The sequence below is a fragment of the Micromonospora siamensis genome (genome assembly GCF_900090305.1).
GTDB lineage: Bacteria > Actinomycetota > Actinomycetes > Mycobacteriales > Micromonosporaceae > Micromonospora > Micromonospora siamensis.
In genome coordinates, this window is the sequence record NZ_LT607751.1 from 5,479,427 (window position 1) to 5,504,733 (window position 25,307).

20 protein-coding genes and 1 rRNA gene are annotated in these 25,307 nt (G+C 73.2%); 9 read left to right on the forward strand and 12 right to left on the reverse strand.

The window, feature by feature from the left end; all coding sequences use genetic code 11:
- Positions 1-83 precede the first annotated feature (83 nt).
- The 5 genes from rpmA to GA0074704_RS24985 form a co-directional block, all read right to left on the reverse strand.
- Positions 84-338 (reverse strand): 50S ribosomal protein L27, encoded by a 255-nt coding sequence (gene rpmA / locus GA0074704_RS24965; RefSeq protein ID WP_088972745.1) that lies wholly within the window; start codon positions 336-338, stop codon positions 84-86.
- Positions 339-348: 10 nt separating this feature from the next.
- Positions 349-663: a 50S ribosomal protein L21 gene (rplU, locus tag GA0074704_RS24970; RefSeq protein ID WP_088972746.1), complete on the reverse strand. Its 315-nt coding sequence runs from the start codon at positions 661-663 to the stop codon at positions 349-351.
- Between the two features lie 323 nt (positions 664-986).
- Positions 987-4,040: an Rne/Rng family ribonuclease gene (locus GA0074704_RS24975; protein WP_088972747.1), complete on the reverse strand. Its 3,054-nt coding sequence runs from the start codon at positions 4,038-4,040 to the stop codon at positions 987-989.
- Positions 4,041-4,167: 127 nt separating this feature from the next.
- Positions 4,168-4,977 carry a TIGR03936 family radical SAM-associated protein gene (locus GA0074704_RS24980; protein ID WP_088972748.1) on the reverse strand — a complete coding sequence of 270 codons (810 nt, stop codon included), beginning with the start codon at positions 4,975-4,977 and terminating at the stop codon, positions 4,168-4,170.
- A gap of 93 nt (positions 4,978-5,070) precedes the next feature.
- A complete protein-coding gene (locus GA0074704_RS24985) occupies positions 5,071-7,059 on the reverse strand; it encodes a TIGR03960 family B12-binding radical SAM protein (protein WP_088972749.1) in 1,989 nt (662 codons plus the stop codon).
- A 135-nt stretch (positions 7,060-7,194) separates the two neighbouring features.
- On the opposite strand from GA0074704_RS24985, the gene GA0074704_RS29550 reads away from it, so the two are divergent.
- Positions 7,195-8,610: a hypothetical protein gene (locus GA0074704_RS29550; protein ID WP_231926679.1), complete on the forward strand. Its 1,416-nt coding sequence runs from the start codon at positions 7,195-7,197 to the stop codon at positions 8,608-8,610.
- A gap of 73 nt (positions 8,611-8,683) precedes the next feature.
- On the opposite strand, the gene GA0074704_RS24995 is transcribed toward GA0074704_RS29550, so the two are convergent.
- Together GA0074704_RS24995 and ileS are read right to left on the reverse strand one after the other, a co-directional pair.
- The gene (locus GA0074704_RS24995) at positions 8,684-9,382 is read right to left on the reverse strand and encodes a lysophospholipid acyltransferase family protein (protein ID WP_088972750.1); all 699 of its coding nucleotides are present in this window, start codon (positions 9,380-9,382) and stop codon (positions 8,684-8,686) included.
- A 106-nt stretch (positions 9,383-9,488) separates the two neighbouring features.
- Complete coding sequence (ileS, locus tag GA0074704_RS25000; RefSeq protein ID WP_088972751.1) at positions 9,489-12,710, reverse strand: isoleucine--tRNA ligase; 3,222 nt, start codon at positions 12,708-12,710, stop codon at positions 9,489-9,491.
- Between the two features lie 54 nt (positions 12,711-12,764).
- On the opposite strand from ileS, the gene GA0074704_RS25005 reads away from it, so the two are divergent.
- The 6 genes from GA0074704_RS25005 (at position 12,765) to sigJ (ending at position 17,940) form a co-directional block, all read left to right on the forward strand.
- Positions 12,765-13,781 (forward strand): helix-turn-helix domain-containing protein, encoded by a 1,017-nt coding sequence (locus GA0074704_RS25005; RefSeq protein WP_157743789.1) that lies wholly within the window; start codon positions 12,765-12,767, stop codon positions 13,779-13,781.
- A 61-nt stretch (positions 13,782-13,842) separates the two neighbouring features.
- Complete coding sequence (locus GA0074704_RS25010; RefSeq protein WP_088972753.1) at positions 13,843-14,853, forward strand: ABC transporter ATP-binding protein; 1,011 nt, start codon at positions 13,843-13,845, stop codon at positions 14,851-14,853.
- The gene (locus GA0074704_RS25015) at positions 14,850-15,620 is read left to right on the forward strand and encodes an ABC transporter permease (protein ID WP_088972754.1); all 771 of its coding nucleotides are present in this window, start codon (positions 14,850-14,852) and stop codon (positions 15,618-15,620) included. The genes GA0074704_RS25010 and GA0074704_RS25015 overlap by 4 nt, the downstream gene beginning before the upstream one ends.
- 10 nt (positions 15,621-15,630) lie before the next feature.
- Entirely contained in the window at positions 15,631-16,419 is a 789-nt protein-coding gene (locus GA0074704_RS25020; protein WP_088972755.1) for an ABC transporter permease, read from the forward strand.
- A gap of 202 nt (positions 16,420-16,621) precedes the next feature.
- Positions 16,622-17,062 carry a carboxymuconolactone decarboxylase family protein gene (locus tag GA0074704_RS25025; protein ID WP_088972756.1) on the forward strand — a complete coding sequence of 147 codons (441 nt, stop codon included), beginning with the start codon at positions 16,622-16,624 and terminating at the stop codon, positions 17,060-17,062.
- A complete protein-coding gene (gene sigJ / locus GA0074704_RS25030; RefSeq protein ID WP_088973962.1) occupies positions 17,059-17,940 on the forward strand; it encodes an RNA polymerase sigma factor SigJ in 882 nt (293 codons plus the stop codon). The genes GA0074704_RS25025 and sigJ overlap by 4 nt, the downstream gene beginning before the upstream one ends.
- A gap of 51 nt (positions 17,941-17,991) precedes the next feature.
- On the opposite strand, the gene ndk is transcribed toward sigJ, so the two are convergent.
- A complete protein-coding gene (ndk, locus tag GA0074704_RS25035; RefSeq protein ID WP_088972757.1) occupies positions 17,992-18,417 on the reverse strand; it encodes a nucleoside-diphosphate kinase in 426 nt (141 codons plus the stop codon).
- Between the two features lie 142 nt (positions 18,418-18,559).
- Here ndk and GA0074704_RS25040 point away from each other — a divergent pair, with 142 nt between their 5' ends.
- Entirely contained in the window at positions 18,560-19,810 is a 1,251-nt protein-coding gene (locus tag GA0074704_RS25040; RefSeq protein ID WP_088972758.1) for a VOC family protein, read from the forward strand.
- Between the two features lie 38 nt (positions 19,811-19,848).
- On the opposite strand, the gene GA0074704_RS25045 is transcribed toward GA0074704_RS25040, so the two are convergent.
- The 3 genes from GA0074704_RS25045 to GA0074704_RS25055 form a co-directional block, all read right to left on the reverse strand.
- Positions 19,849-20,319 (reverse strand): DUF4233 domain-containing protein, encoded by a 471-nt coding sequence (locus tag GA0074704_RS25045; protein ID WP_231926680.1) that lies wholly within the window; start codon positions 20,317-20,319, stop codon positions 19,849-19,851.
- Positions 20,316-21,587, reverse strand: a complete 1,272-nt coding sequence (locus GA0074704_RS25050; RefSeq protein WP_231926955.1) for a bifunctional folylpolyglutamate synthase/dihydrofolate synthase — start codon at positions 21,585-21,587, stop codon at positions 20,316-20,318. The genes GA0074704_RS25045 and GA0074704_RS25050 overlap by 4 nt, the downstream gene beginning before the upstream one ends.
- A gap of 68 nt (positions 21,588-21,655) precedes the next feature.
- Positions 21,656-24,274 carry a valine--tRNA ligase gene (locus GA0074704_RS25055; protein WP_088972760.1) on the reverse strand — a complete coding sequence of 873 codons (2,619 nt, stop codon included), beginning with the start codon at positions 24,272-24,274 and terminating at the stop codon, positions 21,656-21,658.
- 69 nt (positions 24,275-24,343) lie between these two features.
- Between GA0074704_RS25055 and GA0074704_RS25060 the strand changes: the two genes are divergently transcribed.
- On the forward strand, positions 24,344-25,042 hold the full coding sequence (locus GA0074704_RS25060; RefSeq protein WP_088972761.1) for a hypothetical protein: 699 nt from the start codon (positions 24,344-24,346) through the stop codon (positions 25,040-25,042).
- A 91-nt stretch (positions 25,043-25,133) separates the two neighbouring features.
- On the opposite strand, the gene rrf is transcribed toward GA0074704_RS25060, so the two are convergent.
- Positions 25,134-25,250: ribosomal RNA gene (gene rrf, locus GA0074704_RS25065) — 5S ribosomal RNA — on the reverse strand.
- Positions 25,251-25,307 lie beyond the last annotated feature (57 nt).

Consider the following 25,307-nt stretch of genomic DNA (forward strand, 5'->3'; position numbering starts at 1 on the left):
TCCTTCCAGCGGGGTACGCCCGCGCGGAGAAGAAAAACGAAGCGGGCCGGGACCCGAGGTCCGCGGCCCGCTTCGGAAGAGAACTACTGCTGGGGCACGATGTTCACGGTCTTGCGACCGCGCTTGGTGCCGAACTGGACCGAACCGGCGGCCAGCGCGAAGAGCGTGTCGTCGCCACCGCGGCCGACCAGGTCACCGGGGTGGAACTTGGTGCCACGCTGACGGATGAGGATCTCACCCGCGCTGACGACCTGACCACCGAAGCGCTTCACGCCGAGTCGCTGGGCCGCGGAGTCACGACCGTTACGCGAGCTGGACGCACCCTTTTTGTGAGCCATTTCCGACGACCTACTTCCCGCTGGAGATGCCGGTCACCTTGATCTGGGTCAGCGGCTGCCGGTGACCCTGACGCTTGTGGTAGCCGGTCTTGTTCTTGAACTTGTGGATCTTGATCTTCGGGCCCTTGGTGTGCGCGGCGATCTCGCCGGACACCGCGACCTTGGCAAGCTTCGCCGCGTCGGTCACCAGGTCGTCACCGTCGACGAGGAGCACCGCGGTGAGCTTCACCGCGTCACCGGGGGCACCGGTGAGCTTCTCGACCTCGATCACGTCGCCCTCGGCGACCTTGTACTGCTTGCCGCCGGTCTTGACGATCGCGTACATCGGAGGCGGACTCCCTGTCGTTGAGGCTGCTGGCGTCTTTCCCACCGTTGCCGGTGGGTCGTCCCCACGGCGGCTCGCCGGGTGGCAGGACACCTGGCCGTGACACCGGCGGCGCGGGCGCGCGGGAACTCGGCACACCAAAGTGCGCCGCAAGATAGCGTACGCCATCGGTGGCCCGGCACCCAAACCGGCCCACCGGCCGGACGGGCGCCGCGCTGGTCACCGGCCCGGCGCGCCACCTCCCAGGGTACGGCGAGGGCCCCTCCCCCGCCGGCGGTCAGCCGGGGGGAAGGGGCCCTCGTCACGTCGTGGTACGGGCCGGCTCAGGGCCGGGTACGCCGCCGCGCGCCGCCGCGCCGGGACCGGCGACGCCCGCCCCCGCCCTCGGTGGCCTCGTCGTCGCTCTCGCCGTCGCCGATGGCGTCTGGGTCGTCCGCCGCCGCCAGCCGGGCCGACTCGCCCTCCTGGCTGTCCGCGACCGCCGGCGCGGCCGGCGTCTCGGTCTCGTAGCGGGACAGGTCGTAGCCCATCGTGTCGTCGTAGTCGCCGCCCGCCGGGGCGTCGGTGGTCTCCACGACGGTCCGCTCCGGGGCGGCGGCCTTGCGGGCCCGCCGTCGGGAGGAGGCGCTGCCGCCCTGCTCGGCGGCAGGGGTGGTGACCGCCGCGGCGACCGCCTTGACCTTCTCCGCGCCGCCGGCGCGGGGCTTCTCCGGCACCGGCTCGGTGTGCACGATCAGGCCCCGGCCCTTGCAGCACTCGCAGGGCTCGCTGAACGACTCCAGCAGGCCCGCGCCGACCCGCTTACGGGTCATCTGGACCAGGCCCAGCGAGGTGATCTCGGTCACCTGGTGCTTGGTGCGGTCCCGGCCCAGGCACTCGGTGAGCCGGCGCAGCACCAGCTCCCGGTTCGACTCCAGCACCATGTCGATGAAGTCGATCACCACGATGCCGCCGATGTCCCGCAGCCGCAGCTGGCGGACGATCTCCTCGGCCGCCTCCAGGTTGTTCCGGGTGACCGTCTCCTCCAGGTTTCCACCGGAGCCGGTGTACTTGCCGGTGTTCACGTCGATGACGGTCATCGCCTCGGTCCGGTCGATCACCAGCGAACCACCGGAGGGGAGGAAGACCTTGCGGTCCAGCCCCTTGATGATCTGCTCGTCGATCCGGTACTCGGCGAAGACGTCCTGCGTGCCGGCGTGGCGGCGCAGCCGCTCGACCAGGTCCGGGGAGACGTGCGAGAGGTAGGACTCGACCATCGAGTACGACTCTTCGCCCTCGATCACCAGCTCCCGGAAGTCCTCGTTGAAGAGGTCCCGGACCACCCGGATGACCAGGTCCGGCTCGCCGTAGAGCAGCGCCGGGGCGCCGCCCTCGGCCGCCTTGACCTGGATGTCCTCCCACTGGGCCTGGAGCCGCTTGACGTCGCGGGCCAGCTCGTCCTCGCTGGCGCCCTCGGCGGCGGTCCGGACGATCACGCCCGCGCCGTCCGGGACCAGCTTCTTGAGGGCGTCGCGCAGCCGCTTGCGCTCGTTGTCCGGCAGCTTGCGGCTGATCCCCGAGGCGTTGCCGTTGGGGACGTAGACCAGGTGCCGCCCGGAGAGCGCGACGTGGCTGGTCAGCCGGGCGCCCTTGTGCCCGATCGGGTCCTTGGTGACCTGCACCAGCACCGAGTCGCCGGAGCGCAGCGCCTGCTCGATCGAGCGGGCCCGCCCCTCCAGGCCGGTGGTGTCCCAGTTGACCTCGCCCGCGTACAGCACGGCGTTGCGGCCCTTGCCGATGTCGACGAACGCCGCCTCCATGCTCGGCAGGACGTTCTGCACCTTGCCCAGGTAGACGTTGCCGGCCATGGTCGCCGACGAGTTGCGGGTCACGTAGTGCTCGACCAGCACGCCGTCCTCCAGGACGGCGATCTGCGTGCGGTCGCCGCGCTGGCGGACGGCCATCACCCGGTCGACCGCCTCGCGGCGGGCCAGGAACTCCGACTCGCTCAGGATCGGCGGGCGGGTTCGGCGCTGCTCGCGGCCGTCCCGGCGACGCTGGCGCTTGGCCTCCAGCCGGGTGGAGCCGGAGACGCCCTGCACCTCGTCGGCGGCCTTGCGCGGCTCACGGATCTTGACCACGGTCGGCACGCCGTCGTCGGCGGCCCCCTCGGCCTCACCCGCGCCACGGCGGCGGCGACGACGCCGGCGCCGGGTCAGCCCGTCGCCCTCGTCACCCTCTTCGGCCTCCTCCGCGGCCTCCTCGTCGGCGCGGGCGGCCTCCTCGGCGTCCTCGTCCTCGGCCTCGTCGGCGCCGCCCTTGCCCCGGCCACGGCCGCGACGGCCCCGGCGGCGGCGACGGCGGGCCGCGGCACTGTCGTCCTCGTCCTCGTCCTCCGCCTCGTCGGCCTCCTCGGCCTCGGCGGTGGGCTCCTCCTCGGCCGGTGCCGACTCGACCGGCTCCGCCTCACGGCGGGCCCGGCGACGCCGGCGACCCGTCTCGACGGGCTCCTCGACCGCCTCGGCCTCCTCGACCGCGGGCACGGCCGGCGGGACCGGGCTGACCCGGGCGACCGGGATCTCCTCCGGCAGCGGGGCCATGAAGAGCACGGTGGGCGCGGAGAGCGCGGCCCGACGCCGCCGGGTGCGCGCCGGCTCGACCGGCGGCTCGACGGTGCCGTCCTCGCCCGTCGCCCGGGCGGCCTCGGCCGGCGTCCGGGCGGGCGGGGTGCCCTCGGCGGCGGCGGCGACGGCGCCGGTCAGGCCCTCGACGTCCGGCGTCGGCTCCTCCTCCTCGGCGGCCTGCTCCGCGGCGGTGGGCTGCTCGGCGGCGGCAGGTTCCTCGGCCACGGCGGGCTCGCCGACGGGCGTGGCGGGGGCCCCGGTGGCGGCACCGGGCTCGGTGGCCCGGCCGGTCGGTGCGGGCGCCTCGGCGGTGGGCGCGGCCGCCTCGGCCGGCGCCTCGGTGACGGACTCGGCGGCCGGCTCCGCCGCGGCCGGGGCCGCCGCCTTCTTGCGGCGCGTCCGGGTCACCTTGACCGGCGGTACGACCTCCGCGGAGGTTTCCTCCGCTCCGGTGGCGACGACCGGCTCCTCGGCCGCCTTTGCCGGGGTGGCCTTGCGGCGCCGGCGGGTGGCCTTGGGCGGCGTCTCCAGCTCACCGGCGACCGGGGCGATCACCTCGGCCTGCTGCGACTCGTCGGTGGCGGACGCCACGGCGGGCGGCGCCTCGGCGGGCGCCTCGACCTGCTCCGGCTGGTTCAGCGGCGCGGCACGGCGGCGGGTGGCCCGCCGGCGGGCCGGCGCGGCCGGAGCGCCGGCCTCGGTGGTGCTGTCGGCGGTCTCGCCGGCCGGCTGTGAACCGGTCCGTTCGCCGCCCTCGGGCTCGTTCTCGAGCATGGACGTTCTCCAGTTCTGGCCGCCCCGGGCGCGGGTGAGCGCTGCCACGCAGGGTTGCCGCAAAGGTGTTTCCGCCGGGCGCGTACGCGACCGTCGAAGTCTGCCTGCCTAGAGCGCTGGCCGTCGGTCAGCGCTCACCGATGGATGTCCCGTCGCGGTCCGCCTCCAACGGATCCACGATCGCCCCCTGCGCGGTCAGCGTGCCCTGCGCCAGCCGGATCACCCGTGGGGAGACCGGCGGCTCCAGGTCGGCCACCGCGCGGAGGCCGGAAAGGACGTCATCGGGTCGTACGGACGGGGTGACCTGCCGCACGACCAGTTCGAGTATCGCACACGGCACGCCCGCGTCCCCGTAAGGCGTCTCCGCGGCCGGTACGACATCGATGCTCATGACGGCGGCGCGGGCGTCGAAGGTGCGCCGCCCCTGCTTGGTCATCCGCTCGACCGGCACCTGCGCCGCGGCCAGGAAGGCCGAAACCGCCTGCTGGAGCAGTTTCGGGTCGACCTCGGGCAGCTCGATGCGCCACCGCGAGGCCTCGATCCGGTCGGCGAGGCTGCCGCCGGCGGCCACCACCGCCTCCAGCACGTCCAGGCCGGGCGAGAGCGCGGCGTCCAGCGCCGCCCGCAGCTCACCCGGGTCGACCTCCTCGCGGAGGCCGATCTCCAGGTATTCCGCCTCGCTGGCCACCCCGGTGGGGGCGGCGCTGGCGTAGGAGATCTTCGGGTGCGGGGTGAAACCCTGGGAGAAGGCGATCGGTACGCCGGCCCGGCGCAACGCGCGCTCGAAGGCCCGGGCGAAGTCCCGGTGCGAGGTGAACCGAAGGGGACCGCGCTTGGCGTACCGGATCCGGACGCGCTGGACGACCGGGGCCTGCCCGCCCTCGGGTTGAGGCTTTCTGGCGATCGTGAGCTCCTCGATCTGGGCACCGCTGATCATGAAGTAGTTACCGGCGACACGCCGTAGTGCTGACAATAACGTCATGATCAACGAGGCGGGAGCGGTCGGTTCCTGCTCCCGCCCCCTGGACGGTCAGTGCTGGTGGGCGCCGGTGGGCACCTTCATGCCGTTGACCGGGGTCAGCGGGAGCAGCTTCTTGCCGGTCGGGCCGATCTGGATCTCGGTGTCCATCGACGGGCAGACGCCGCAGTCGAAGCACGGCGTCCACCGGCAGTCGTCCTGCTCGTACTCCGACAGCGAGTCCTGCCAGTCCTGCCAGAGCCAGTCCTTGTCCAGGCCGGAATCGAGGTGGTCCCAGGGCAGGACCTCCAGCTCCTCGCGCTCCCGGGTGGTGTACCAGTCGAGGTCCACCCCGAAGGTCGGCAGCACCTCGTTCGCGGCGTCCACCCAACGCCGGTACGAGAAGTGCTCGCTCCAGCCGTCGAACCGGCCGCCGCTCTCCCACACCTTGCGGATCACCGCGCCGACCCGGCGGTCACCGCGGGACAGCAGGCCCTCGATCAGCGACGGCTCGCCGTCGTGGTAGCGGAAGCCGATCGCCCGACCCAGCGAGCGGTCGCTGTTGATGGCCTGCTTGAGCAGCTTGAGCCGGTTGTCGATGACCTCCGGGCTCGACATCGACGCCCACTGGAACGGGGTGTGCGGCTTCGGCACGAACCCGCCGATCGACACCGTGCAGCGGATGTCCTTGGAACCGGTGGCGGCCCGGCCGGCCCGGATGACCTCGTGCGCCATGTCGGCGATCTCGAGGACGTCCTCGTCGGTCTCGGTGGGCAGGCCGCACATGAAGTAGAGCTTCACCTGCCGCCAGCCGTTGGTGTACGCCGTGACGACCGTGCGGATCAGGTCTTCCTTCGACACCATCTTGTTGATGACCTTGCGGATCCGCTCCGACCCGCCCTCCGGGGCGAAGGTCAGACCGGTACGCCGCCCGTTGCGGGACAGCTCCTGGGCGAGGTCGATGTTGAAGGCGTCCACCCGGGTCGACGGCAGCGACAGCGACACGTTGGTGCCCGCGTACTGCTCGGCGAGGCCGGAGCACATGTCGCCGATCTCGGAGTGGTCGGCCGACGAGAGCGACAGCAGGCCCACCTCGTGGAAGCCGGAGAACTCCAGCCCCTCCTTGACCATCTGGCCGACGGTGGTGATCGAGCGCTCCCGCACCGGGCGGGTGATCATGCCGGCCTGACAGAACCGGCAGCCCCGGGTGCAGCCCCGGAAGATCTCCACCGCATACCGCTCGTGCACCGTCTCGGCGAGCGGGACCAGGGGCTTCTTCGGGTACGGCCAGGCGTCGAGGTCCATGGTCGTGCGCTTGTGCACCCGGAACGGCACGTCCGGGCGGTTCGGCACGACCCGCTGGATCCGGCCGTCGGGCAGGTAGTCCACGTCGTAGAAGCGCGGCACGTAGACGCTCTCGGTGCGGGCCAGCCGCAGCAGCAGCTCGTCGCGGCCACCGGGCGAGCCCTCGGCCTTCCACTCCCGGACGATCGTGGTGATCTCCAGGACCGCCTCCTCGCCGTCGCCGAGCACGGCGGCGTCGACGAAGTCGGCGATCGGCTCCGGGTTGAACGCGGCGTGCCCGCCGGCCACGATCACCGGGTCGGCGTCGGTGCGGTCGGCGGCGAGCATCGGGATGCCGGCCAGGTCGATCGCGGTGAGCAGGTTGGTGTAGCCCAGCTCGGTGGAGAACGAGACGCCGAACACGTCGAAGTCACGCACCGAGCGGTGGGCGTCGACGGTGAACTGCGGCACGCCGTGGGCGCGCATGAGGGTCTCCAGGTCCGGCCAGACCGCGTACGTCCGCTCGGCGAGCACGTCGGGCAGCTCGTTGAGCACCTCGTAGAGGATCTGCACGCCCTGGTTGGGCAGGCCCACCTCGTACGCGTCGGGGTACATCAGCGCCCAGCGCACGGTCGCGGCGTCCCAGTCCTTGACCACCGCGCCCAGCTCGCCACCGACGTACTGGATGGGCTTGGTCACCTGGGGCAGCAGCGGCTCCAGCCGGGGCCAGATCGAATTGGCCGCGGCGGGGCGCGGCGTCGTGGACGGGGCACTCATGATGCCCAAGGGTACGCGGTCCTCCACCGGCGACCACGGCGCACCGCAGCCCGCGCTCTCCGCCGGGCACGGGATTCGGCGGTGGTGGCGCACCGGTACTAACCTCGCAACCTGGCGCGAGAGGAGATTGCCGCGATGTCGCAGCCGCAGCCGGCAGCAGACCGGCCGGCCGACGGGAGCACTCCGGTCCCCGGCCGGGACCGGGATCCGGCGGTCACCGACGGGGCGACCGCTGTCCCCGTACCGCCGGACGCCGCGCCCGTCGCGGACCCGGCGGACGGGCCCGCCGGTGAGCCGGTCACGGCCCCGACCTCACCCGCGGCGCCGACGGCCGACGAGGCCGCGCCACCCGCCCGGACCACGCCACCCGCTCGGGACGGGGCGCCCGCGGAGCAGGCCGGCCCCCAGCCCACCCGGGTCGAGCCGTCAGGTGCCTCGCCCGACACCGCCCGGCCCGCCGACCCGCAGGAGGCCGGCAACGAACCGGCGGCCGCTCCCGACCCGACCCGGGTCGAGTCGACCCGGGAGGAACCGGCGCCGCGGTGGAGCGGATCGGCCGCCGTCCCGCCCCCACCGCCGCGCAAGCGGGGCTGGGGCGAGTCCGCCGAACCGACGCCGGTCCCCCCGGTGGCGTATCCCGAGCACCAGGTGCCGGTGGACCCGTGGGCCGGTGCCGACACGGGCGGCTGGGACCTGCCCTCGACCGCGTTCCCGGCTCTGCCGCCGACCCTGTCGTACACCGCGCCGCACCCGGCGCCGCCGGTCACCCCGTCACATCCGCCGCCGGTCACCCCACCGCCCGGTGTCCCGGCCGCGCCGGTACCGCCGGTGGTCACCACCCGCCCGGCCCCGGCGCCCCCGCTGCCGGCACCTCCGCTGCCCGCGCCCCCGGCGCCGGCCCGGCCGCCGAAGCAGCGTCGGTCGGCCGCCCCACCGCCGGTCACCCCGCCGCCCGGTTGGCAGGCTCCCCGGGGGTACGTCCCGGTTCCGGTACGCCGCCGGCGCCGCTGGCCCTGGGTGCTCCTGCTCACCGTCGCCTGCTGCTGCGGGGTGCCGCTGTGGTGGGTGCAGCCGCTGACCACCCAGTACCCGGTCAGCGCGGCGCTGCCGGAGCGGGCCCTCGGCCTGAGCCTGCGCGACGACGCGGTCAGCAAGGCCACCGCCCGGAAGCTGGAGGCGGAGGTACGCGCGACGCAGTTGCTCTCCGAGGACACCTTCGCCGGGGTGTACGACACCACCGACGGCAAGCGGGTGACCCTGTTCGGCGGCACCGGCATCCGGTTCACCCCGGAGACCGACGCCGACGACGAGCTGACCCGGCTCACCGAGCGCTACGCGCTGGCCCCGTCGGTGCCGGTGGAGACCGGGGTACGCGGCCGGTACGAGCGCTGCGCGGTGGGACGCGAGGACGGCGACGCGGTGGTGGTCTGCACCTCGGTGGACCACGGCAGCATCGCCACCGCGGTGTTCACCCGGCTGTCGCTGGACGACAGCGCGGCCCTGCTGGACCGGCTGCGGCAGCGGGTCGTCACCCCGGACCAGTCGTCCTGACGGTCGGGCGCACCGGCCGAGGGTCGGAGTCGCCGGGTAGGAGCCGCCCGGGACGGACGCCCCGGCGACGGGATCAGTCGGCCGGGGCCGGGTCTGCCGGGGGCTGCTCGGCGCGCTTCGGGGCGTAGCGCGGCACGTACTCCTGGCCGGTGAGCTTCTGGATCTCCGCCATCAGCTCGTCGGTCATCTCCCGCAGCGAGGTGCGGTCGCCGGAGCGGCCGGTGAAGTCCAACGGCTTGCCGAACCTGATGGTGATCTTGGCCTTGCCCGGTCGGGGCACCCGGGTGCCGATCGGCTGGGCCTTGTCGGTGCCGGTCACCCCGACCGGGATGATCGGTACGCCGGCCGCCACGGCGAGCCGGGCCGCGCCGGTACGTCCCCGGTAGAGCCGCCCGTCCGGGGAGCGGGTGCCCTCCGGGTAGACGGCCACCAGGTCACCGGCCTTGAGCACCGGGATGGCCGCGTCGAACGCGGACAGCGCCGCCCGGCCGCCGGCCCGCTCGACCGGGATGGCGCCCAGCCCGGTGAGCACGAACCTGGAGAACCCGCCCTTGACCCCGGTGCCCGTGAAGTACTCCGACTTGGCCCAGAAGGCCAGGTGGCGGGGGACGACGGTGCCGAGGAGGAGTTCGTCGGCCACCGAGAGGTGGTTGCCGGCGAAGATCGCGCCGCCGGTCGCCGGGATGTGCTCCAACCCCTCCACGGCCGGGCGGAAGGCCAACCGGAGCGCGGGCGCCACGGTGAGCTTGCCGATGGTGTAGAGCAGGGGCACGGGTCCTCCGGCGTGTCGCGTGCTGAACAGGCGGTGTCACGTTAGCGGACCGTGTCACCCCCGACCGATCGGGTGGCCGGCCGTCCACCGGCGCGACCGCCCGACGTCATACCCGGCGGACGGTCACCGTCACCCGCTCGCCGTCGCCGACCTCCCCGGTGAAGCCGTCGAGCGCCTCGGCCAGCTCGACACCGTCGGCCAGCACCTCCCGGGCGACGAACCCGGTGTACGCGGCCACCGCCGCGCGGACGTCCGCCGGACCGGCCACCGCCACCCGGATCCGGTCGGTGACGTCCAGGCCGGCCTCGCGGCGGGCCTGCTGCACCACCCGGACCACGTCCCGGGCCAGTCCCTCGGCGGCCAGTTCTCCGGTGACCTCGGTGTCCAGCACCACCACACCCTCGCCGCCGGGCAGCGGCGCGGAGTGCTCGGCGTCGGCGGCGACCAGGCGCAGCTCGTACTCGCCCTCGGCGAGGGTGACCCCGGCGGCCACGGGCACGCCGTCAACGAGCTCCCACTCCCCCGCCCTGACCGCCTTGATCACCTGCTGCACCGCACTGCCGACCCGGGGGCCGAGCGCCCGCGGCACCACGGTCAGCACCTGCCGGCAGTACGCGGACACCTGGTCGGTGAGGACGACCTCCTTCACGTTCACCTCGTCGGCCAACAGGTCGGCGAAGGGCCGCAGCTGCTCCGCGACCGGGGAGGCCACGGTCAGCCGCGACAACGGCAGCCGGACCCGCAGCCCCTTCGCCTTGCGCAGCGACAGCGCCGCCGACGTGACCGCCCGTACGTCGTCCATCGCGGCCACGAGGTCGTGGCCGGCCGGGAACTCGTCGGCCGACGGCCAGTCGGTCAGGTGCACCGACCGCTCGCCGGTGAGGCCGCGCCAGATCTCCTCGGCGGTCAGCGGGGCCAGCGGCGCCACCACCCGGCAGAGCGTCTCCAGCACCGTCCACAGGGTGTCGAAGGCGTCGGCGTCGCCGGAGGAGAACCGGTCCCGGGAGCGGCGGACGTACCAGTTGGTCAGCGCGTCCAGGTAGGACCGCACGGTCGCGCAGGCGCCGGAGATGTCGTACGCGTCGAGCTGCGTGCCGACCGTCGACACCAGCTCGTTCGTCTTCGCCAGCAGGTACCGGTCGAGCAGGTCGCCGGCGGCTTCGCCGCCGCTGGTCGATCCAGCGTCGGTTCGCCTCTTGGCCTTGTGGCCGGCGGCGTTGGCGTAGAGGGAGAAGAAGTACCAGACGTTCCACAGCGGCAGCAGCACCTGGCGGACCGCGTCCCGGATCAGCGTCTCGGTGACCGCCATGTCGCCGCCGCGCAGCACCGGCGAGGACATCAGCATCCAGCGCATCGCGTCCGACCCGTACGCGTCGAAGACGTGGTAGACGTCCGGATAGTTGCGCAGGCTCTTGGACATCTTGCGCCCGTCCGAGCCGAGCAGGATGCCGTGGCTGAGGCAGTTGCGGAACGCCGGCCGGTCGAACAGGGCGGTGGCCAGCACGTGCATGGTGTAGAACCAGCCGCGGGTCTGTCCGATGTATTCCACGACGAAGTCGCCCGGGTAGTGGTGCTCGAACCACTCGGCGTTCTCGAACGGGTAGTGGACCTGGGCGAACGGCATCGAGCCGGACTCGAACCAGCAGTCCAGCACCTCCGGCACCCGACGCATCATCGAGCGCCCGGTCGGGTCGTCCGGGTTGGGCCGGACCAGCTCGTCGACCACCGGCCGGTGGAGATCGGTGAGCCGTCCGCCGCTGAGCAGGCCGCTTCGGGTCGCAAGCTCCCCGAAGTCCCGCTCGATCTCCGCGAGCGAGCCGTACACGTCGACCCGGGGATAGGTCGGGTCGTCTGACTTCCAGACCGGGATCGGCGAGCCCCAGAACCGGTTCCGGCTGATCGACCAGTCCCGGGCGTTGGCCAGCCACTTGCCGAACGAGCCGTCCCTGATGTGCGCCGGGGTCCAGTTGATCTGCTGGTTCAGCTCGACCATCCGGTCGCGGAACCGCGTCACCGCGACGAACCAGGACGACACCGCCTTGTAGACCAGCGGGGTGTCGCAACGCCAGCAGTGCGGATAGGAATGGGTGTAGGTGTCCTGCCGCAGCACCACCCCCCGCTCCTTCAGCTCCCGGATCACCGGCCGGTTGACGTCGAAGACCTGCTCGCCGGAGTAGGGCGGCACGAGCGAGGTGAACCGGGTGTGGTCGTCGACGGTGACGACGGTCGGGATGCCGGCGGCGTTGCAGGTGTTCTGGTCGTCCTCGCCGAAGGCCGGGGCCAGGTGCACGATCCCGGTGCCGTCCTCGGTGGTGACGAAGTCCGCCCCGAGCACCTGGTACGCGTGCTCCCCGGCCCGCTCGACCAGGAAGTCGTGGAGCGGGGTGTACCGGCGCCCGACCAGGTCCCGGCCGTACACCGTGCCGACCTGCCGGTAACCCTCCAGCTCCTTGGCGTACGCGGCCAGCCGCGCCGCGCCGACCACGTAGCGGTCACCACTGCGCTCGCTGTCGGGGGAACCCCGGTGCTCCAGGACCGCGTACTCGATGTCCGGGCCGACGGCGAGCGCGAGGTTCGACGGCAGGGTCCACGGCGTGGTGGTCCAGACGCCCAGCCGGACCGGCCCGCGCAGCAGCTCGTGGGCGGACTCGTCCGGGGTGAGCGCGAACCAGAGCGTCAGGGTCGGGTCGTGCCGGTCCTTGTAGACGTCGTCCATCCGGGTCTCGGTGTTCGACAACGGCGTCTCGCAGCGCCAGCAGTACGCCAGCACCCGGAAGCCCTCGTAGACCAGACCCTTGTCGTGCAGGGTCCGGAACGCCCACATGACGCTCTCCATGTAGTCCAGGTCGAGGGTCTTGTAGTCGTTGGCGAAGTCCACCCAGCGGGCCTGCCGGGTGACGTAGCGCTGCCAGTCCCGGGTGAACTCCAGCACCGAGCTGCGGCAGACCTCGTTGAACCGGGCCACCCCGAGGTCGAGGATCTCCGCCTTGCTGGCGATGCCGAGCTGCTTCTCGGCCACCACCTCGGCGGGCAGGCCGTGGCAGTCCCAGCCGAACCGCCGCTCGACGCGCCGGCCGCGCATGGTCCGGTAGCGGGGCACCACGTCCTTGACGTACCCGGTGAAGAGGTGGCCGTAGTGCGGCAGGCCGTTGGCGAACGGCGGGCCGTCGTAGAAGACGTACTCGTTCGTCCCGGCCGGCCGGGCCTCGACGGACGCCTCGAAGGTCTGGTCGGCCGCCCAGTGCTCCAGGACCCGGCGCTCGACCGCGGGCAGGTCGGGGCTCGCCGGGACGCCGGCGGCGGTCGGGTCGTGCATCGGGTAGGCCATCGGGCGTCGCTCCTCAGTACCTCACCCTACGCCGCCACGCACTACCCTGACCGGATGATCCGGATCGAGCTGGACGAGCCCACCCTGGCCCGCACCCGGATCGCCACCAGCCCGCTGTGGGAGACGGTGACCAGCCTCTTCCTGCTGCACCGCAACGACACGGCGCCCTGGCCGTACACCGGCTGGGCGCAGGCGGCCCGTCGGGTGCTCGCCGAGGATCCCCGCACCGCCCCGCTGCGGGTCTATCCCGCCTCGCGCGGCCTGCTGCCGGACTGCTTCACGCCGATCCCGGCCACCCCCGCGCCCACCATCGACGAGGAGCTGGCGGTGCTGCGGGCCACCCCCGCCGCGACGCTGCGCGCCCAGCTCGGGACCCTCCTGCCCGGTGCGCCGCCGGAGTGGGCGCGCCCCTACCTGGACGACCCAGCCGGGGCGTTCGGGCGGCTCGCGGACGGGCTGGCCGCGTACTGGCAGGCGGCGATCGCGCCCTGGTGGCCGGCGATGCGGGCGGCGCTGGACGAGGAGGTGCTGCACCGGGCCCGGGCGCTCGCCGCCGCCGGGCCGGACGCCCTGCTGGCCGACCTGCACGAGCGGGTCCGCTGGGAGAGGCCGGTGCTCACCCTGGTCAAGCAGCTGGAACACAGCTTCCGGGCGACCGACCAACGGCTGCTGCTGATCCCGTTGATCTTCTCCCGGGGCGCGCTCTGCTGCTCGACCGACCACCCGGAGATCGTCGCGGTCTCGTACCAGGCCCGGGGGGCGGTGCTGCTCGCCGACCGGCCGGCCGGCGACGCGGCACCGGCGGAGCCGGCCGTCGACCGGCTCGCGGTGCTGGTCGGGCGGGGTCGGGCAGGTGTGCTGCGAGCGCTGACCCGGCCGGCCACCACCGCCGGGGTGGCCGCCACCCTCGGGCTGGCCCCGAGCACCGTCTCCGAGCACCTGGCCGCGCTGCTCGCCGCCGGGGTGGTCCACCGCCGCCGGGTCGGCCGCCGGGTGCTGTACGGCCTGGAACCGGCCGGCCTGGCCCTGGTCACCCTGATCGGCGCGGACCGGGCGACCGCCTCCGCCTGAGGATTCGGCCGACGCCGAATTCGTTTCCCCGCACCGCCCGCCGTCCCTAGATTCAGCGACCATGAGCGAGTACGCGATCGAGGCGGCCGGGCTGCGGCGCACCTACCGCAGCCGGACGGGATGGTTACGACCCCAGCGCCGGGAGGTGGAAGCGGTCCGCGGCGTCGACCTCACGGTCGGCAACGGGGAGCTGTTCGGCCTGCTCGGACCGAACGGCGCCGGGAAGACCACCACCATCAAGCTGCTGAACACACTGCTCATCCCGACCGCCGGCACCGCCCGGATCTGTGGCCACGACGTGGTCACCGACACCCGGGAGGTACGCCGGCGGATCGGGTACGTCTTCGGCGGCGACCGGGGCCTCTACGACCGGCTCTCCGCCCGGGACAACCTGCGCTACTTCGCCGAGCTGTACGGCGTACCGGGGCGGGAGCAGAAGACCCGGATCGCCGAGCTGCTGGAGCTGGTCCGGCTGGCCGGTCGGGAGGACGAGCGGGTCGAGGGCTATTCCCGGGGCATGCGGCAGCGGCTGCACATCGCCCGGGGGCTGCTGCACCGGCCGCGGGTGCTCTTCCTCGACGAGCCGTCCATCGGGGTGGACCCGGTGGCCGCCCGCGAGCTGCGACAGACGGTCGCCGACCTGGCGTCCACCGGGACCACCGTGCTGCTCACCACGCACTACATGGCCGAGGCCGACGAGCTCTGCGGCCGGATCGCGGTGATCGCCGACGGCACCATCCAGGCCCTCGGCACGCCGGCGCAGCTGCGCCACCACGCCGACGGCCGGCAGGTGCTGGAGGTCGAGGCGTACGGGGTGGGTGACGACCGGCTCGCGGCGATCCACGTGCTGCCCGGGGTACGCGAGGCGAGCGTGACCGTCACCGGGGCGGCCCAGCTGCTGACCGTGCAGTCCGACGCGGGGGTGGACGTGCAGGCGGACGTGCTGCGCGAGCTGGACGGGGTGCGGCTGGGCCGGGTCACCGCCCGGCAGCCCACCCTGGAGGACGCGTACGTGGCGATCGTGAACCGGGCGGCCGCGCCGTCCCGGCCGGTCGAGGCGTTGGTCCCATGAGCCTGTTGCGCATGATCGCGGTCGGCGTGGTGCTGCACACCAAGCAGCTCAGCCGCTCCGGGTTCGAGATCGCCACCGCGCTGGTCGTGCCGGTGGTGCAGGCCACCCTGGCGGTCCACCTCTTCCGGGCCGGCGGCGACTCGGGCCGGCTGCTGGAGGCGGCGGTCGGCGCGGGACTGATGGGGGTCTGGTCGTCGGTGCTCTTCGGCTCCGGCGGCGCCGTGCAGCGGCAACGTTGGCAGGGCACCCTGGAGATGATCATGTTGGCGCCCCGCCCGCCCGCGCTGATGATCCTGCCGATCACGCTGGCCACCGCCGTCACCGGCACGTACGCCATGCTCGCCACCCTGCTCTGGGGCCGGCTGCTGTACGGCATCCCGCTCGACTTCGCCCACCCGCTGCTCTTCCTGGTCGCGGTCCCCGGCTGCATCCTCGGCCTGGGCATGTTCGGGCTGCTGCTGGCCTCGACGTTCGTGCTGATGCGCAACGCCAACGCGCTGACCAACACCCTGGAATATCCGATCTGGCTGGTCTCCGGGATGCTCGTCCCGCTCACCGTGCTGCCCGGCTGGACCGGCCCGGTCGCCGCCGCCCTGCCGACCACCTGGGGCGCCCGGGCGGTCCGGGAGGCGGCCACCGGCGGCCCGGTCTGGCCCTCGCTCGGCATCTGCCTGGCGATCAGCCTGGGCTGCCTGCTCGTCGGCGCCGTCACGATGACCCACGTCGAACGGCGGGCCCGCGCCGCCGCGACCCTGGCCCTGGCCTGAGGAGGCGACCATGACGGCACTGTTCCGGCTGATCGGCGTGGGCGGCGTGATCGCCTACCGGGCCCTGTTCAACTGGACCACCCCGGCGATGTTCATCGGCTCGCTGCTGGTCGGGCCGATCTTCCAGCTGCTCTTCTTCGCCTACCTGGGCCGCCAGCTCGGCGTCGCCGACGACCGGTTCTACATCGTCGGCAACGCGGTGCTCGCCGCCTCGCTGTCCTGCGTGTTCGGCGGCACCATGGCGGTGGCCAACGAGCGGCGGTTCGGCACCCTCGGGCACGTGCTGCTCTCGCCGCGCAGCCGCACCGCGGTGTTCCTCGGCCGGGTCCTCCCGTACGCCGGCAACGGCCTGCTGATCGCGGTCAGCACGCTGACCGTCGGCTCGCTACTGCTCGGCCTGCGGGTGCCGCCGCCGGCCCTGCCCGGCCTGCTGCTCACCCTGGCCGTCGGCTCGCTGGCCTGCGGATTCTTCGGGCTGACCCTGGGCGCGCTCGGGCTGCGGTTCCGGGACGTCTGGGTGATCTCCAACGTCTCGGTGGCGCTGCTGCTCCTGCTCACCGGGGTGAACGTGCCCGCCGCCGGGCTACCGGGCTGGATGCGCGCGGTCGGCGAGGTGCTTCCCATCACCCACGCCGCCCGGGCCGCGCGCAGCCTCGCCGCCGGCGACGGCCTCACCGCCGCCCTGCCGGACCTGACGGCGGAGCTGGCCGTCGGCGCCGGCTACGCCCTCCTGGCCGCCGTCCTGCTCAAGGTCTTCGAGGCCGAGTCCCGCCGCCGGGCCTCCCTCGACACCCTCTGACACGCCCCACCCCACTCCACCCCGTTGATCACGAAGTTGGCGGCGATGCGGATCTCCATAACTGCCGCCAACTTCATGATCAACAATCCCCGGTCGGGGCTGGGGTTCGGGCCGGGGTGGGCGGGGTCACAGGGGTGGGGTGTCACGGTCGGGGGTGCGGTGGACGTCGTGTGGGCGGGAAACCGAACCGAGGAGGAGCCCGATGAGTCGGATCGACATGGCGGCGGTCGCGCCGGAGGCGTACCAGGCGGTGCTCGGGCTGGAGAAGTACGCCCGCGCGAACGTCGACCACACGGTGCTCGAGCTGGTCAAGCTGCGGGCGTCGATGCTCAACGGCTGCGCGTTCTGCGTGGACATGCACAGCCGGGAGGCGCTCGGCGCCGGCGAGTCCAGCCGGCGGCTCTTCGCCGTCGCGGCCTGGCGGGAGGCGCCCTTCTTCGACGAACGGGAGCGCACCGCGCTGGCGCTGACCGACGCGGTCACCCGACTGGGTGAGCACGGCGTACCCGACGACGTGTGGGACGCGGCCGTGAAGGTCTGGTCGGAGAAGGAGCTGGCCGACCTGGTGGTCGCCATCGCCACAATCAACGTGTGGAACCGGATCGCGGTGACCAGCCGGACGGCCCCACCGACCGGCGAGTGACCGGTCCGGCAGCGCAGGCGGCCGGTGCGCTCACCGCGCACCGCCCGATGCTGCTCGGGCTGGCGTACCGGCTGCTGGGCAGCCTGGACGACGCCGAGGACGTGCTCCAGGAGGCGTACCTGCGCTGGCTGGCGGTGGACCGGGACGACGTGGCCGAGCCCCGCCGCTACCTGTCGCGGGTGGTCACCCGGCTGGCCCTGGACCGGCTGCGGGCCCGACGGCGCGGCCGGGAGACGTACGTCGGGCCGTGGCTGCCCGAGCCGGTGCCGACCGATCCATCGCCGTTCGGGCCGCTGGACACCGCGGAGCTGCGGGAAAGCGTCTCCACCGCGCTGCTGCACCTGCTGGAACGGCTCACCCCGCCGGAGCGGGCGGTCTACGTGCTGCACACCGCCTTCGCCCTGCCGTACGCCGAGATCGGCGACATCCTGGACCGCTCGGCGGCCGACTGCCGCCAGCTGCACCACCGGGCGGCGGCCCGGATCGCCGAAGGCCGGCGACGCTTCACCGCCGGCCCCGCCGAGCAGCGGCGGCTGCTGGACGCCTTCCTCGCCGCCGCGCGCGACGGAGACCTGCCCCGCCTGGCCGGCCTGGTCGCCGCCGACGCCACCGCCTGGTCCGACGGCGGCGGCCGGGTCAGCGCGGCCCGCAGGCCGGTGCACGGCGCCGACCGCGTCGTGCGGTTCTTCGCCGGCATCCACGCCCGGCGGCCCGGGGTACGCGCCACGCCGGCCACCCTCAACGGCGGCCCGGCCCTGGTGGTGAGCTGGCCGTCGGGTGTCCGGTACACGCTGGCCGTGGCCGCCACCGACGGCCGGATCACCGACCTGTACCTGGTGGCCAACCCGGCCAAGCTGGGCCGGGTCACCGGCTGGTGACATGCGCCGGCCCCGCTCCCGGCGACGGGGGCGGGGCCGTCGACGGTGGGTTCAGCCCAGCTGCGGGAACCAGAGCGCGATCTCGCGCTTGGCGCTGTCCACGGAGTCGGAGGCGTGCACCAGGTTCTCCCGGTTGGACAGGGAAAGGTCGCCCCGGATGGTCCCGGCGGCGGCCTTCCGGCCGTCGGTGCTGCCGATCATGCCGCGGACCACCTCGATGACCTGGTCACCGGAGAGCACCAGGGCGACCAGCGGACCACCGGTCATGAACGCCTTCAGCGGCGGGTAGAACGCCTTGTCGACGTGCTCCGCGTAGTGCTGGTCGGCGAAGTCGCCGTCCAGCGTCCGGGTCTCCATGGCGTCGATCCGCAGGCCCTTGCGCTCGAAGCGGGTGACGATCTCACCGACCAGACCGCGGCGTACGGCGTCGGGCTTGATCAGTACGAGCGTCCGGTCGTCCGGGCTGCTGCTGGACACGCTGGGTTCCTCCTGTGCGCGGAAGACGGTCTGGCTGGGTAACGTCAGCCTAGCGACCCGGTCCCGGCGTCGGCGCGGCGGCTGTGCTTCCCCTACGGCGCCGCTCCGGCCTAGCCTGGCCCTGACCCCTGGGAGGTCCACTGTGGCGAATGGCGGGAGCCGGTCCATCGCACCGGTACGCAAGCTGGTCGGCGCGGTGCTCGGCACCGTGGCGACCTTCGTGGTGCTCTTCGGTCTGGGCATGCCGAGCTGGGCGATCGTCGCGCTCGGGGTGGCCCTGCTGGTGCTGGCGATCGCGCTGGCCACCGTGAAGGGCGGCGGACGGACGTGGGTGGTCGGCGTCGGTCACGTGCACAGCGCCTCCGAGCCCCCCACCCAGTACGCCTTCGGCCGGTGCGAACTCCAACTGGTGATCGACGCGCCGGGCCTGCCGCCCCGGTCCAAGAAGATCATCGAGCCGCGGGTGCCGGTGGCCAAGTGGCCGTCGCTCGGCCAGTCCCTGCCGATCCGGGTGGCCCTGGACGACCAGCGGCACGTCCGCGTCCTCTGGGACGAGGTGCCGACCCACGCCGAGAGCGCCGCCGCGGCCGACCTGCCACCCGAGTTCGCCATGGCCGACCCGATCGACGAGGTGCTCATCGCGCAGGAGGCACCCCCGTGGGCCGACCGCGGCCCGGAGGACGACTTCCGCGACGACTACCCGCCCGCGCCCGACCCGCTCCTCGACGACGAGGTGACGCTGGTGTCGGAGGAGCGCGCGCCGGTGGTGATGCACCAGCGGCCGGGCGGCCCGGTGGTGCTGGAGGGCACCCTGGTGGATCCGGTGGCCGCGAACCCGCTGCCCCGGCGGGCCGCGCCGTCCCCCCGCCCGCCGGTGGAGGAACGCGACACGATGGCGGTCGACCCGATCGACGTCCCGCTGGACGGGCCGGTGGACGAGGAGCCCCCCACCCCGGAGGAGCTCGACGAGGCGATCTTCGGCTACGACCCGGCGGGTGGGCAGGCCGAGGCGGGCGCGCCGATCAACGGGGTGGGGATCACCCTGCTCGTCACCGAACTGGACCGCTCCCTGGAGTTCTACCGGGACATGCTGGGCTTCGAGGAGCTCGACCGGGGCACCGGCAACGCCGTGCTGGTCTCCGGGCCGACCCGGCTGGTGCTGCGGGAGGTGACCGGCGCCGCCCCGATCAGCCGCCGGCTGGTCCACGTCAACCTCGACGTCGACGACATCCAGGCGGCGTACTCACGCCTGCGCGACGCGGGCGTCCGCTTCACCTACGCCCCGCGGGTGGTCAACCGGGGCGCCAAGCTGGAGGTCTGGGCGGCGGCGTTCCGCGACCCGGACGGCCACGGCATCGCCCTCACCCAGTGGCGGTCCCTCGCCGACGCCTGACCGGCGGCGCCCGGTCTGGCCCCGGACCGGGCGACCGCTCAGCCCAGGATCACCTTGCGCACGTGCAGCGCGTACGCCCAGACCAGGGCGAAGATGACGCCCAGCACCAGCAGCGACCAGTGCAGCAGGCCGGAGAGCATCAGCAGGCCCTGGAGCACGGTGCCGGCGTTCCACGCCCACGGCCGGCCCATCCGCCCGGCCAGCACCACGCAGGCGACGGCCAGCGCGACGATCGCGCCGATCGCCGCGCCGCTGAGGTTCCCGCCGACCACCCGGATCGGCTGGATGGCGAGCAGCAGCACCAGCGCCTCCAGGGCGAGCGTCCCCGCGCCGAGGCCGCGTACCGCCTTCGCCGGGTTCCGCAGCCCGGAGCGCCGCTCCCCCGGCCCGTCCCCGCTGCCCGGCCCGTCCCCGCCGCCGGTGGCGTCCGGTCCGGGCACGCCGGCGCCCGGCCCCGAGCCCTCCGGGGCGGTGCCCGGACCGAGCCGGTCCGGCTCCGGGCCGGTCATCGCTTCAACAGCCGACGCGCGTCGGCCACCGTCACCACCGAACCGGTGATCAGCACCCCGACCCCGGCGATCTCGCCCGGCACGTCGGACTCGGCCTCGGCGACGGCCAGCTCGATGGCGTCCGGCATCTCCTCGGCGACCTGCACCCGCTCCGGCCCGAAGACCTCCCGGGCCAGCTCGGCCAGCTCCTCGACCGGCATCGCCCGGGGCGACGTGTTCCGGGTGACCACCAGCGAGTCGAGCACCGGCTCGAGCAGCTCCAGCAGGCTCGCCGCGTCCTTGTCGCCGAGCACGGCCAGCACCCCTACCAGCTTGCTGAACGCGAACTCCTCCTGCAGCGCGGTGACCGTGGCGGCCATCCCGTGCGGGTTGTGCGCCCCGTCGAGCAGGATGGTCGGCGCGTTGCGGACCTTCTCCAGCCGCCCCGGGGAGCTGGTGGCGGCGAAGCCCTCGCGGACGGCCTCGATGTCGAGCTGTCGCTTCGCGCCCGCCCCCAGGAACGCCTCCACGGCGGCGAGCGCCACGGCCGCGTTCTGCGCCTGGTGGGCGCCGTGCAGCGGGATGAAGATCTCCTCGTACACCCCGCCCAGGCCCTGGATGGTGAGCACCTGGCCGCCGACGGCGACCGCCCGGCGCAGCACGCCGAACTCGGATCCCTCCCGGGCGATGGTCGCGCCGACCTCGGCGCAGCGTTCCAGGATCGGCCGGGCGGCCTCCTCCTCCTGGGCCGCGGCGATCACCGTGGCCCCCTTGTGGATGATCCCGGCCTTGTGCAGGGCGATGTCCTCCAGGGTGTCGCCCAGCCACTCGGTGTGGTCCAGCCCGATCGGGGTGAGCACCGCCACCCCGGCCTGGAGCACGTTGGTGGCGTCCTCGGCCCCGCCCAGGCCCACCTCCACCACGGCAACGTCCACCGGCGCGTCGGCGAACGTCGCGAACGCCAGCGCGGTGGTCATGTCGAAGTAGGTCAGCGGCTCCGCCGAGCGCTGGTCGACCAGCTCGGCCAGCGGCGCCACCTCGCGGTACGTCGCGACGAAGCGCTCCTCGCCGACCGGCTCGCCGTCCAGCGCGATCCGCTCCCGGACGGTCTCCAGGTGCGGGCTGGTGTAGCGGCCGGTGTGCAGCCCGAACGCCCGCAGCAGCGAGTCGATCATCCGGGCCGTGGAGGTCTTGCCGTTGGTCCCGGTGAGGTGGATCGACGGGTACGCCCGCTGCGGGCTGCCGAGCAGGTCGAGCAGGGACTCGATCTTCTCCAGCTCGAATGCCATCCGGGTGAAGCCCCGAGCGGCCAGCTCGGCGTCGACGGCGGCGAACTCACTACGGTCGGTGGGGTCGGTCACGATGCGAGCGCCTCCAGGGCGGCGTCGATGCGGACCAGGTCCGCCTCGGCCACCGCCAGCCGTTCACGGATCTTGGCGACCACCGGTTCCGGGGCCTTGCCGACGAACGCCGGGTTGCCGAGCTTCCCGCGGGCCTGCGCGGCCTCCTTCTCGGCAGCCGCCCGGTCCTTGGTGAGCCGGGCCCGCTCGGCCGCCACGTCGATCGAACCCCGGGTGTCCAGCTCGACGCTGACCTCCCCGGGCATGGCCAGGGTGGCGCTGGCCTGGAAGTCGTCGGCCGGGGCGTCGAGGCGGACCAGGGAACGGATCAGCGGCTCGTGCGCCGCGATCCCCGCCACGGCCAGTCCGTCGAGCCGGGCGGCCACCCGCTGGGTGGGCCGCAGGCCCTGGTCCGAGCGGAACCGCCGGATCTCGGTCACCACCCGCTGGAGGGTGCCGACCTCGCCTTCCGCGGCGTCGTCGACTCCGGTACGGTCGGCCGCCGGCCAGGCGGCCGTCATGATCGTCTCGCCGCCGGTCAGCGCGATCCACAGCTCCTCGGTGACGAACGGGATCACCGGGTGCAGCAGCCGCAGCAGCTGGTCCAGCACGTGCCCGAGCACCCGGCGGGTGGCGTCGGCCCCCGCGCCGCCCTCGGCGAGCACCGGCTTGCTCAGCTCCACGTACCAGTCGCAGACGTCGTCCCAGGCGAAGTGGTAGAGCAGGTCACAGACCTTCGCGAACTCGTACGCCTCGAACTGCTCGTCGACCTCGGCGGTGACGTGCGCCAGCCGGGACAGGATCCACCGGTCGACGGTCGACAGGGTGCCGGCCTCCGGGAGCGGACCCTCGGTGTGCGCGCCGTTCATCAGCGCGAACCGGGTGACGTTCCAGAGCTTGTTGCAGAAGTTCCGGGAGCCCTGGCACCAGTCCTCGCTGACCGGCACGTCACCGCCCGGGTTGGCGCCCCGGGCCAGGGTGAAGCGGGTGGCGTCGGCGCCGTACCGGTCGATCCAGTTCAGCGGGTCGACCACGTTGCCGAACGACTTGGACATCTTCTTGCCGTGCTCGTCGCGGACCATGCCGTGCAGGGCCACCGTGTCGAACGGCTGCACCCCGTCCATGGCGTACAGGCCGAACATCATCATCCGGGCGACCCAGAAGAAGAGGATGTCGTAGCCGGTGACCAGCACGCTGGTCGGGTAGAACTTGGCCAGGTCCGGCGTGCGCTCGGGCCAGCCGAGCGTGGAGAACGGCCACAGGCCGCTGGAGAACCAGGTGTCCAGCACGTCCTCGTCCTGCCGCCAGCCCGCGCCGGTCGGCGGCGCCTCGTCCGGGCCGACGCAGACGATCTCGCCGTCCGGGCCGTACCAGACCGGGACGCGGTGGCCCCACCAGAGCTGCCGGGAGATGCACCAGTCGTGCATGTTGTCGACCCAGGCGAAGTAACGCTTGGCCAGCTCCGCCGGCTCGATCTTCACCCGGCCGTCGCGGACGGCGTCGCCGGCGGCCTCGGCCAGCGGGGCGGTGTTGACGAACCACTGGAGCGACAGCCGCGGCTCCACGGTGGTCCGGCACCGCGAGCAGTGCCCCACCGAGTGCAGGTACGGCCGCTTCTCGGCGACGATCCGGCCCTGCTCGCGCAGGGCGGCGACGATCGCCGGGCGGGCCTCGTACCGGTCCAGGCCCTGGAACGGACCGTGGGCGGTGATGACACCACGCTCGTCCATGATCGTCAGGGCGGGCAGGTCGTGCCGCTGGCCGATCTCGAAGTCGTTCGGGTCGTGCGCCGGGGTCACCTTCACCATGCCGGTGCCGAAGGTCGGGTCGACGTGCTCGTCGCCGACGATCGGGATCCGCCGGTCGGTCAGCGGGACGGCCACCTCGGTGCCGATGAGGTGCTTGTAGCGCTCGTCGTCCGGGTGCACGGCCACGGCCGTGTCACCGAGCATCGTCTCGGCCCGGGTGGTGGCGACCACCACGTCGTCGCTGTACCGGATCGAGACCAGCTCGCCCTCGTCGTCGCTGTGCTCCACCTCGATGTCGGACAGGGCGGTCAGGCAGCGCGGACACCAGTTGATGATCCGGTTGGCCCGGTAGATCAGCCCGTCGTCGTACAGCTTCTTGAACATGGTCTGCACGGCCCGGGACAGGCCCTCGTCCATGGTGAAGCGCTCGCGGTCCCAGTCGACGGAGTCACCGAGCCGGCGCATCTGGCCGAGGATCGCCCCACCGGACTCGGCCTTCCACTGCCAGACCCGCTCGACGAACTTCTCCCGGCCCAGGTCGTGCCGGGACAGCCCCTGGCCGGCGAGCTGCCGCTCGACCACGTTCTGGGTGGCGATACCGGCGTGGTCCATGCCGGGCAGCCAGAGCGCCTCGTAGCCCTGCATCCGCTTGCGGCGCACCAGGGCGTCCTGCACGGTGTGGTCGAGGGCGTGGCCCATGTGCAGCGAGCCGGTGACGTTCGGCGGCGGGATGACGATGGTGAAGGGGGGCTTGTCGCTGTCCGCCGTCGCCCGGAAGTGGCCGGCGGCTACCCACTGCTCGTACCGTCGCTGCTCTACCTCGCCGGGCTGGTACTGGCCGGCAAGGGTCGGGACGTCGGGGCGTCGGGCATCCAGTCTCTCGGTCACCCTGAAAGTCTACGGAGCGCTTCCGCGGACCCGACGTGCGCCACCTCCTGTTCGCGTACGGTGGCGAACATGTCCGACGCGCATCTCACCGAGCGGCCGCTCGACGGGGGACCCGAGCCGATCGAGCTGACCGACGAGCCCATCCGGTTGAGCCACCGCGATCCCGAGGAGTACGGCCGGCGTCCCCGGTCCCGCGGTCGCCGGGTGGCCCTGGGGGTAGCCGGTGCGGTGCTGACCGTGGGCGTGGTCGCCTCGGGCGTCTGGGGTTGGCAGGTGCTGCGGGAGAAGGACACCCGGGTGGACACGCCGGCCCGCCTCGCCGGGCTGGAGCGCGACGACAGCGAGCGGGCCCTCAACACCGCCGACTACCTGCGTAGCGGCTTCGCCGCCGACATCGACCTGGACCGTAGCTTCGGCACCGTCTACCGCGAGAAGACGAACGCCGGGGGTACGCCGGCGGCCGGCGCCGGCCGCTCGGTGCTGGTCTTCGGCGGCACCACCCTGCTCTGGCAGCCGGAGCGGGACCTGGACAGCCTGTTCGGTCTGATGGCCGACGAGACCGGCAAGGTGGGCGGGCTGCGGGCGGTGGACGCCGGCGACCTGGGCGGCGTGATGAAGTGCGGGACCACCGAGGGCGACGGCGGGGACTTCGCGATCTGCGGTTGGGCGGACCACGGCAGCGTCGCCATGGCGATGTTCCCCGGCCGCACCGTCGACGACGCGGGCTCGCTCTTCCGGCAGATGCGTGCGGGAATGCAGACCCGCTGACCCCGGTACGCCCGCACCGCGGGCGTACTCCGGCAACAGCGGAAACGCATTCAGGGCCACCCCGGATGGGGTGGCCCTGAATGGAATGTTTGTCCGGCGGCGTCCTACTCTCCCACACCCTCCCGAGTGCAGTACCATCGGCGCTGGAGGGCTTAGCTTCCGGGTTCGGAATGTGACCGGGCGTTTCCCCTCCGCCATGACCGCCGTAACTCTATGAACATGTCAAACACACTCTCGTGGGGTGTTCGGTTGTTCAGAGTTGCAC